Below are 8,671 nucleotides of genomic sequence, written 5' to 3'. Positions count from 1 at the left end.
TTTGCTATTATTCTTAGGTGTACAAAAAAGCATAATAATGCTATCTGTAATAATTAGTCATCCGAGAATTTACGGAAAATTTTTTGCGTATTTTTACAGGGATTCATAAACTCTTAACATTCAGAGGACAGTCTTCATCTCAACAGTTTAGTTATGGAACTAATAGGTTAATACAACAAGACTGTCCTCTGAATGTCTAGTTTCCTTCCAGGGGCTTGTTCTGACAAATGGCATTATAATAGTAGACAAATGTCAAGAGCATAAAATTATGCCCCTAGAAAAAAATCGGACAAATATGGACAGCCTTCGTCAGGATAATCCTGATGACACAAAGAATAAATCTGTTAATAAGGCTGTCCATGAGAATCAAGACTTTGTGCATCCCCAACTCGAATCGCGAATCGCCTCAATTTTGGGATTAGCAGACCAACCGACCGATACAGGTAGTTTACGGTTACAAGTGCGCGAAGGTTTACCCCCAACCACGGTGGGGGAGGTAGAGCGTTACTTAGAAATTGCACGGAAGCAACTGGTTAAGCTGACGGGGATCTCGGAGCGCACCGTGTCAAGAAAATGTCAGCGACAACAACTGCTCGACCCTGTGGTTTCCGATCGATTATTTAGGATAGCCCGTATAGCCGCGGGAGCAGAAGAAGTATTTGAAAGCCAGTTAAAAGCGCGGCTCTGGCTGAAGCGACCGAATCGCGCTCTAGGAGGTGCTATTCCTCTAGATCTGCTCGACACCGACGCGGGAACCTTGCAAGTGAGCGATCTTCTGGGTCGGATTGAGTATGGTGTCTTCAGCTAATGGACATCTGGCGGATCACGAAAAACAAGCACGCCGCGACTGCCTTCACGGGGGAAGGTGCGCGGCGTTTCGGGGGACGTTGGAACGGAAAAGGCGCGCCGATGGTTTACTGTGCGAGTACTCTTTCTCTGGCTGGTTTAGAAACCTTCGTTCACATGGAGAGCGAAGATGCCGACAACTTATTAGTCGCCATTCGAGCCACACTCCCAGCGACGCTCAAAACCGAGCGTTTGACGGTAGATGAGTTACCTGCCAATTGGCGTGATTATCCAGCTCCCTCGATTTTAGCGGACTTGGGAGACAAGTGGATTAGAGAGAACAGAACCGCGGTTCTGTTTGTCCCCTCGGTAGTTATTCCCATAGAGGAAAACGTGTTACTCAATCCAGAGCATCCAGAGTTTTCGTTAATCGAGATCGGCCAACCGATGCCTTTCTCGTTCGATCTCCGTATGTGGAAATGATATTTGGCTCCGAAAAGTCTTAACATTTTCAACAAATAAATTGAAGTTACTCATGGTTTTTCTCCTGTAAACAAAAAACTAAATTAGGATGATTTGTTGTGAAACTTGAAAAGCTAAACCAGCATCTAGTTCGGCAAAAACAGTTGAGTTGAAACTTAAATCCCCTGTCGTTGAGTTGTAGCTAAATGAGGTAACAGAAGACGCACCGAATCCCGATCTAGAAACTTCGATGCGATCGCCTTGACTAAGGGAAAAATCTTCTATTTGGTCAATTCCTGTACTTTTCGCGTTAAACCGAAAGCGATCGCTACCCCCACCACCTGTTAAAGTATCAAGACCACCGCCACCGACTAAAATATTGTTGGCAGTATTGCCCGTTATCACATTATCGTAACTATTTCCCGTAGCATTAATCCCACTCGTTCCCGTTAAAGTAAGATTGTTTAGATAGTTATCCGTCATTACATAGGAAACCGAAGAAACGATCGTGTCTGTTCCTTCTCCCGGTACTTCGGTAATGACATCAGTTGTACTGTCAATAATGTAAGTATCATTTCCCGTCCCACCGATGAGTGTATCAATCCCTGCCCCACCCGAAAGAATATTATTAGCAGTATTACCTGTGATGACGTTGTTGTAGCTATTCCCTGTACCATTAATTACACTACTTCCTGTTAAAGTAAGATTGTTTAAATAGTTACCCGTCATCACATAAGAAACCGAAGAAACGATCGTGTCCGTTCCTTCTCCTGGTTTTTCGTTGATCACATCATCCGCGTCAACGATATAGGTATCGTCCCCCTTACCACCAATAAGAGTAAATTTTCTCAAGGGGTGATTAAAAGCAAACCGAAGTCTATATATAAGATTGAAGGCTTCATAAGGACAAAAAGATGAGAGCTTATTGACAGGTTTATTGAGAATCAGAGAGTAGGGAGAAATTACTTGGAAAAGGAAGTACTCTTTGGAAAAAAGAAGCCAAAGACAAGGGAAATATGGTAAAAAAAGCTCGGTCTAAAAAATTCAGAAAGACCGAGACGAAAAATGTTACAAGAATCATACCTTCTTCTGTTGGAAAAATCCCTCTCAAAATCTCAGTTCCTGCTATTACAATTGTTAATTTGGCTACTGCAAGTTCACAAGCAAGTAAGGATAGAGAGATTAGCAGCTTGCTTACCACTTCCGATTTTATTTGAAAGCTTTTATACGAAAAATTCAGAAATTCCTTGTCTTGAAACATTTCAATATTGAAAAGATTTGGATGCCTTTCATAAAAGTGATGCTTTTTCCCGCTCTTGAAAAAGAAAGAAAACTAATTTTAGCTATTGACCGAACACAATGGAAAGAGAATAATATATTCATGATCAGTCTGATTTGGAAAAAGAGAGCTATCCCAATTTATTGGCAGAGTTTAGCAAAAAAAGGAGCCAGTAATTGGTCAGAGCAAAAAGCTCTAATTAGTCCCGCTATCAAGTTATTTAAAGATTACTCGATTGTCATTATAAGTGATCGAGAATTCCATAGCGCACAACTAGCTGATTGGCTCTCACAGCAGAACCTACTTTTTGCTTTTCGACAAAAGCGGAACACTTATATGAGAAGTAATGGAAAAGATTACTGTCGATTAAATCAACTCGGATTGCAACCAGGAACTCATCTTTTTTTCCAAAGTGTTGAATTCACAAAAAACAAAGGATTTGGTCGATTTAACTTGACAGGATGTTGGCCGAGAAAATATCGAGGTAAAGTCTTAGATGAGGGTTGGTTTATTCTAACTAATTTATCATCTTTATCCGAAACTTTAGCCGTTTATCGAACCAGAATGGGGATTGAAGCTCTTTTTAAAGATTGTAAGAGTGGCGGTTATAATTTAGAAGATTCTCAAGCTTCTCCTCAACGACTTAGTTCTTTAATTTTAGTCATTGCCATTGCCTATACTTGTGCCGTTTTTCAGGGAGCCAAGATTAAACACATGGGTTATCAAAAATACGTTAGTCGTCAAACCGAAAAAGGAAGACGAGACCGCAGGCATAGTGATTTTTGGGTGGGATTATATGGGCAAATGTGGCTGCCAAACATGAGGTTTTGTACCCAAATCATTCAGCAATTATTGGCTTTATCTCCCGCTCATAATCGGCATTATCAAAGAGGGTTACTTGCTATGTCTTCAATTGAGAAGGCTACTAATTTTTCTTCTTAATCCTTCTTCATCTTCTGGGTGGCACAAAGCTCTAAAAGCTAGATATTCTCTAGCTCTCAGCTACTCGTCACCCCGTGAGGTAAATTTTCCACTGCTACCGCCTGTTAGAGTGTCATTACCTGATGTGCCGTATTTAGTTAAGTTTCCTGTGGGTGGAGTACCATTAACAATTAGCGACCAACTATTAAGCTTACCTGTATCACCTTCAGCAGCATCGATAATTTTGAGTTTCCATATTCCGGTGGCATTGAGTCCATCGAAATCTGAAAGCCGTCCAAATGGTTTATAGGTTCCTGAAAAAGTACCACTACCGTTGTTAATTGAGGTTCCTACCTCGTCATCTAAAGTGGTATTGATGAAACCTTTACCACCAATTCCGGCTTCAGAAAATAACTCGACTTGTCTTCCAGTCGGGCTAATCACAAAAACCCGCAAATCACTATTCCATGAGTGGCTGATATTCAAAACTACATTAAGGTCGCTAATGCTTGAGATCCCACTTACCGAAAGATTAGATGTCGTAACTGTATAGTCCCCGATTGTTAGGGATACACAAAAAGAAAGACAAATATGGACAGCCTTCAACTACACAGATTAACTATGATACCGATGAAACAACCCTCAAAGGCTGTCCATATTTGTCTAGTTTCCTTCCAGGGGAGTATTTGAAGTAAAAGTTGGCATAATTTTTTCGCTTTTTGTTGTTCTGTGCAGAAAACTATTTAGATTATTTTGACTTTCGTTTTAGCAAACCAAGCCCACCAAGCAATGTCGCATATGCGATCGCATTTGTTGGTTCAGGGACAGTTTCAGCTTCAATCGTCTTCATGGAAGCCAAAGAAGGCAAACTGTCTAATTGCGAAAAGCTAACTGAAGCTAAACTACTTTGAGTCATCGATAAATTAAGCAAACGATCTCTTCTAACAGGATTAACAACATCTAAATAAGTGGATGCACTGTCACCAACCCGAAGCTCATCGGTATAAAGAGTTCGTTCACCATTGCCAGGTTCACCATTGTAAGCACCGTATTTCCAATCTCCCATACTTCCCACACCTGGAGGCAGTAACCGTACAGCTTCATTAATATAAAGCTTGTCATTCTTCCACAGTTTAAACCGAGCTTCATTGGGGTCACTCGATAAGTCGAGATACATGACAAAATCTTGCCACTTATTGAGCATGGCTGGCATGGTAAAGATTTTTAGAGCGAAAAGATGTCGTCTAACTGAGTCGGTGCTTAAATAATTAAAAAGGTGATACTCAAGACGAGTTCCATCAACACTAGGTCTAAGCGCATTAATCGGTGCGCCCTTCAAGGGGATAATCGAACCATCAAGCAATTTAAGCAGGTTATTACAGTTGGGGCCATTAGCATTTACCCAACAAGTATTCTGATATCCCATTTGTTGAGTGATGGTGTAAGATTCGCGTCCTGGTGTATTGTAATTGGTCGGCAAAAGCATACTCCAGCCCATCCAATATTCTTCACCCCTTGGAAAAAAAACTGGACAAATATGGACAGTCTTGTTGGGTTGCTCCTTGGGTCTCATGATTAATCTGTATAGTAGAAGACTGTCCATATTTGTCAATGTTTAATGAATCCGCTTTTAAGGTTCCGACTGGCACGACGAACTCGCTACGTTCATCACAGTTTTCAATATTATGTCTGACGGCTTTGCCACTTCTTCCTCCCGGTGAATCTACGATATCAAACAGGCTGTTGTCGATATAGTTACTACTGGTGCTACAAGTTTTGTCTTGATATTGTCGGTTTACACCCGAATAATTTCCACTCTCAAAGTCGTATTTTTTAATAATGGCGGCTTCTGCTGAATTAATTAAAGTAATTGGCCAACCAAACAGTGCCACTAAAATAGCAAGTTTTGTATTTTTTTTCATTTTAGTAATCTCCTAGCTAAAGTTGCGTGTATTTATGAATATGGTTCACAAAAAGCTCTGACAAAATAAAACAGCAACAAACAGACAAAAAGCAAATTTGTCAATGGGAACTTAGAACAATATCAAAAATCAGAAATGTTTGAGAATTAATCTTTTCTAATTTGCATATTATCTACATTTTTGACCAAATGAAATGTCTTTATGTTTCGTTGTGGAAAAGTTCCGAAACGTAGCAGCATTCAAAAATAAATGTTTATCTATTCTGTCGTTTTGGAAAAATCTTTAGATTTGGATTTAATTAGTACAATCAAGCTTTGACAAATATGGAGTACATTGAAGTCGTGGGCATTTATGGACAGCCTTGTAGTGTTGCTCCGAAAAGTCTCATGATTAATTCGTGGGATAGAAGGCTTAGAACTGTCTGACAATCCGGGAGCCTTTGTTGTATGGTCTGTTGGTTCCATAGATAATTCGTTTTTAAATAGGCTCCCGGATTGTAGAAGACTACAGAAGTCCATATTTGTCTAATTTCTTTCTAGGAGTTTTTTTTCGTTCTCAATATATCGAAAAAGAACCTGAATTGAATTTTCTCTAATTTGAGTTTTGCAAATTTCTCTAATTACTTTTTGCTCATAAAGCCAAGTTTTGCTAATTCCTGATAGTTCGGCTAACTTAACTAAGCTAAGACATTGATTGTTAAAATTAAGAGCTTTTAAGGTAGTTTCAAGTTTTTTTAAAGTTTTAAGTCTTTTAGCCTTAGCATTAATTTGACAGCATAATTTTTTGGTCTTCATCAAGCAACCTCAAAATGATAATCTTTTTTTACTTTTCTGATAATTTTTGTTCAAACATAATAGTTACAGCTTAACTGATTGGAAACTTTATTTAGTAAATTAAAAAATACCAGAATTTAACCAAGCATTCTAACTATTAATTGTCACAAGCTCTAAACTAATTTTGAAGTTAAACTCATAAGTTAACGCTAACTCTAACTCAATTTTTCTCGACTGTGCAATTTTATAAATTGCTTCGGAAGACGTTCCTAAAACAACTTTATTTTGTTCATAACTAACTATCTTAAAGTGTTCTCGAAAAAGACATTTAGCTACTACTGAAATTCTTGACAAAGCTCTTGATAAAATATTTTCAATAGCCAACATTTCCTTCGGCAAAACTTTTTGCTCTAGAAAAAGTGTTTTTTCAATTGACATACCTTGAAAGGTCTGACCGATGTCTAATAAGTTTAGCTGCTCAGAAGGCAGTTGGTCTTCAGATAATCTTGACATTCTGAGGCTTTCTTTTTTATATTCTCTATATTTATCCCAAAGAAATTGTGGGGCATAATGTTCTTTTAATTGAAAACAAAGCCAACCTATTTTATAGTCTTTAATTTGTTGTATCCGCACTTTTTCTGACCACCACATTAGCCAAAGCTTTTCCCAATCTACCGGAGGGTCTTCCTTAAGTATTGAAATTTCTTTAGGAAGAAATTGAGATTTTTCTATGGTTGAATCAGCAAACAGATTTAAAGGTGAATCTTTGTTAATTTCAGCCGTAGTGATTTGGTCATCGAGTGTATTTGTTGGTTTGGAAATAATTGTAAATTTATTTTCTTCTTTAATTTCTTCAAGCAGCACAGAAGCCTCAATAATTTCAATTTCTTCAACTTCTCCTGAAACTGGGTTGTGGACAAGTTTTGTCGTCTTATCTTCTTTTGGCACTACACCATCGAGTGTCCATTCTCGATCTTTGTTAGGTAAACCGTGAATTGCCCAATTCTTCGTGTGGTCAATGATGATCGCACATTCCTTCCCCGCGCATGGTCGCAAAACTCGTCCTGCCATTTGTAAATGTCGAGTTAACGAAGCAGTAGGTTTGGCGATTTGTATTGCACCGAGACTAGGCAAGTCAAAGCCTTCATCAAACAAAGCACAATTGGTTAGAACTTTAATCTGACCTTGACGAAACTGCTCAAGTACGGCTTTTCGTGTCATAGGAGAACAAGTACCGTCTAGATGCGCTGCTGTTATTCCTGCTTCAATATATCTTTGGGCTATAGCTTGACTATGTTCAACATTAATCGCAAAGACAACGCATTGCTGTCCAAAAGCATAGCGACGGTAAGATTCCACTAAATTTCCCGACAATTCGTACGCATTATTAGCTTTGGCGAGTCCCTCTACCGAAAAGTCACCCTGCGCCATTCGCACACCTTTTGTCGTCATCGGTTTTGGATCTGCAAACAAACGAAATCGACTGAGATACTTTTGGGCAATTAGTTCTTTAATGGTTGGCCCAGTAATTAGCACCTCGAATTGATCTCGAAAACCAGTCGCATCAAGGCGAATTGGGGTTGCTGTGACCCCTAGAATAAGTGAATCAGGATAATGTTCAACACATTTACGGTAACTATTGGCTGTGGCATGATGAGCTTCATCGATAATGATCACATCAACTTTTGGAAGATGATTTAATCGTCTTACTAAACTTTGAACTGAAGCGACTTGAATTTTAGCTTTATAATTTGGTTGATATCCCGCTTTGATAATTCCAATTTTTTTACGAGTTACTTTTTTAAGCTTATCAACAGCTTGGATGATTAATTCTTCACGATGCACTAGCACTAAACAAATCTTTTTTTGTTGGGTTAGCTGTTCAATCGATTTAGCAAACAGTACAGTTTTGCCCCCTCCAGTTGGAAGTTGCAACATGACTTTTTGCAAACCTTGTTTAAACCACTGGTCGTTGATTTGATTGTTTAATTCTTGTTGATAGGGGCGTAAATCCATGCCTATTTATTTTACGTTTACTTTTTTTTCATCTCAAACCATAAAGTTGTTGAAAATGTGTTGTCCATGTTGGAAACTTGAAGACCGAGTTCGGCTTTAAGCATTTTATTAATTTTAGAAAGCGTTGCCTTAAAATCTAAATCAATCCAGTCCATCGAATCCTCAATCATGATTTCTCCGTTACCATAGGAATAATAGGCAATCATCAATTCTAATTGGTTTAGAATCGCCTCAAGGTATTTTTTTTCTCCTAAATGAAAAATAGACAAATATGGACAGCCTTATTTTTAGATCTCTCGTTTTGACCCATAGTCTTCATGCTACGAAGGCTGTCCATATTTGTCATGACTTTTTGTACCTCTAAAATCCCAGCTACCTACAGAAGATAATATCTTGGTTTTTTTCTCTAAAAAAATTCCTCATCCGGCATCTGTCGCTTTATCTTGTTGAGCCTTTTTTTTCTTTTGTACTAATGGGACTTAACTCAATTATAATCCATGAAAAATAATCTA

Annotated in this window: 10 protein-coding genes; 3 read left to right on the top strand and 7 right to left on the bottom strand. The window is 38.5% G+C overall.

Features of this window, described 5'->3' with window-relative positions:
- Window positions 1-268 precede the first annotated feature (268 nt).
- A complete protein-coding gene (gene parS, locus C7H19_RS15450) occupies window positions 269-808 on the top strand; it encodes a type II RES/Xre toxin-antitoxin system antitoxin (protein WP_219907659.1) in 540 nt (179 codons plus the stop codon).
- The gene (locus tag C7H19_RS15445; RefSeq protein WP_106457797.1) at window positions 808-1,269 is read left to right on the top strand and encodes an RES family NAD+ phosphorylase; all 462 of its coding nucleotides are present in this window, start codon (window positions 808-810) and stop codon (window positions 1,267-1,269) included. Before parS ends, C7H19_RS15445 begins: the two co-directional genes overlap by 1 nt.
- 78 nt (window positions 1,270-1,347) lie before the next feature.
- On the opposite strand, the gene C7H19_RS15440 is transcribed toward C7H19_RS15445, so the two are convergent.
- A complete protein-coding gene (locus C7H19_RS15440; RefSeq protein WP_106457795.1) occupies window positions 1,348-2,100 on the bottom strand; it encodes a calcium-binding protein in 753 nt (250 codons plus the stop codon).
- Window positions 2,101-2,461: 361 nt separating this feature from the next.
- Here C7H19_RS15440 and C7H19_RS15435 point away from each other — a divergent pair, with 361 nt between their 5' ends.
- A complete protein-coding gene (locus C7H19_RS15435) occupies window positions 2,462-3,469 on the top strand; it encodes an IS4 family transposase (protein ID WP_342752300.1) in 1,008 nt (335 codons plus the stop codon).
- Window positions 3,470-3,529: 60 nt separating this feature from the next.
- Here the strand turns inward: C7H19_RS15435 and C7H19_RS15430 are convergent, their stop codons facing one another.
- The 6 genes from C7H19_RS15430 to C7H19_RS15410 form a co-directional block, all read right to left on the bottom strand.
- Entirely contained in the window at window positions 3,530-4,054 is a 525-nt protein-coding gene (locus C7H19_RS15430; protein ID WP_106457793.1) for a proprotein convertase P-domain-containing protein, read from the bottom strand.
- Between the two features lie 142 nt (window positions 4,055-4,196).
- A complete protein-coding gene (locus C7H19_RS15425) occupies window positions 4,197-4,934 on the bottom strand; it encodes a polysaccharide lyase family protein (protein ID WP_181280631.1) in 738 nt (245 codons plus the stop codon).
- A gap of 22 nt (window positions 4,935-4,956) precedes the next feature.
- The gene (locus tag C7H19_RS25345) at window positions 4,957-5,370 is read right to left on the bottom strand and encodes a hypothetical protein (protein ID WP_146136531.1); all 414 of its coding nucleotides are present in this window, start codon (window positions 5,368-5,370) and stop codon (window positions 4,957-4,959) included.
- A gap of 524 nt (window positions 5,371-5,894) precedes the next feature.
- Window positions 5,895-6,164 carry a hypothetical protein gene (locus C7H19_RS26465; protein WP_106457789.1) on the bottom strand — a complete coding sequence of 90 codons (270 nt, stop codon included), beginning with the start codon at window positions 6,162-6,164 and terminating at the stop codon, window positions 5,895-5,897.
- Between the two features lie 129 nt (window positions 6,165-6,293).
- Complete coding sequence (locus C7H19_RS15415) at window positions 6,294-8,159, bottom strand: DEAD/DEAH box helicase (protein WP_106457787.1); 1,866 nt, start codon at window positions 8,157-8,159, stop codon at window positions 6,294-6,296.
- Between the two features lie 17 nt (window positions 8,160-8,176).
- Window positions 8,177-8,428 carry a hypothetical protein gene (locus C7H19_RS15410; RefSeq protein WP_106457786.1) on the bottom strand — a complete coding sequence of 84 codons (252 nt, stop codon included), beginning with the start codon at window positions 8,426-8,428 and terminating at the stop codon, window positions 8,177-8,179.
- Window positions 8,429-8,671: the final 243 nt, after the last annotated feature.

Origin of the sequence: Aphanothece hegewaldii CCALA 016 (genome assembly GCF_003007785.1) — a bacterium.
Lineage (GTDB): Bacteria > Cyanobacteriota > Cyanobacteriia > Cyanobacteriales > Microcystaceae > Chroococcus > Chroococcus hegewaldii.
This window is presented reverse-complemented; position numbering and strand designations above follow the sequence as displayed.

Coding starts and splice junctions, on each gene's coding strand:
- C7H19_RS15425 (WP_181280631.1), bottom strand. CDS start 4,934: ATGCTTTTGCCGACCAATTACAATACACCAGGACGCGAATCTTACACC.
- C7H19_RS26465 (WP_106457789.1), bottom strand. CDS start 6,164: ATGAAGACCAAAAAATTATGCTGTCAAATTAATGCTAAGGCTAAAAGA.
- C7H19_RS15415 (WP_106457787.1), bottom strand. CDS start 8,159: ATGGATTTACGCCCCTATCAACAAGAATTAAACAATCAAATCAACGAC.
- parS (WP_219907659.1), top strand. CDS start 269: ATGCCCCTAGAAAAAAATCGGACAAATATGGACAGCCTTCGTCAGGAT.
- C7H19_RS25345 (WP_146136531.1), bottom strand. CDS start 5,370: ATGAAAAAAAATACAAAACTTGCTATTTTAGTGGCACTGTTTGGTTGG.
- C7H19_RS15445 (WP_106457797.1), top strand. CDS start 808: ATGGACATCTGGCGGATCACGAAAAACAAGCACGCCGCGACTGCCTTC.